Annotated in this window: 1 protein-coding gene; it reads left to right on the forward strand. The window is 46.4% G+C overall.

The annotated features are described in order from the left end of the window. Window positions 1–388, forward strand: a 388-nt coding sequence (locus tag IRQ95_RS22495; RefSeq protein WP_194439936.1) for a transposase, incomplete at both ends; no start/stop codon positions are given.

The following is a 388-nucleotide window of genomic DNA, read 5'->3' on the forward strand; positions in this document are numbered from 1 at the left end:
ACTGACCCAGAGAGTGGCTTCATGACTCGTGATAATAAGCCACAAGGCTTCTTCTATCTCGACCATAGAACCGTTGATGGTCAACACGGAATTATCCTCGATACCTATACCACCGCAGGTAACATCAATGACTCACAACCTTACGTTCAACGCTTAGATTACACGCTTACCACATTCCAATTGAACCCGATAGCTGTTGGACTGGATGCAGGCTACTTTACCGCTCCAGTGGCGGAGTCACTTGAACGTCGAGGCATTCTTGGCGTGTTCGGTTATCGACGCCCATCGAGAACGAAAAATACGTTCAAAAAGAAACACTTTACTTACGACGCGCAAAGAGACAGCTACCAATGTCCGAATGGTCAGGAGTTGCTTTATAAAACCACAT

The organism is Vibrio fluminensis, from assembly GCF_015278125.1.
Lineage (GTDB): Bacteria > Pseudomonadota > Gammaproteobacteria > Enterobacterales > Vibrionaceae > Vibrio > Vibrio fluminensis.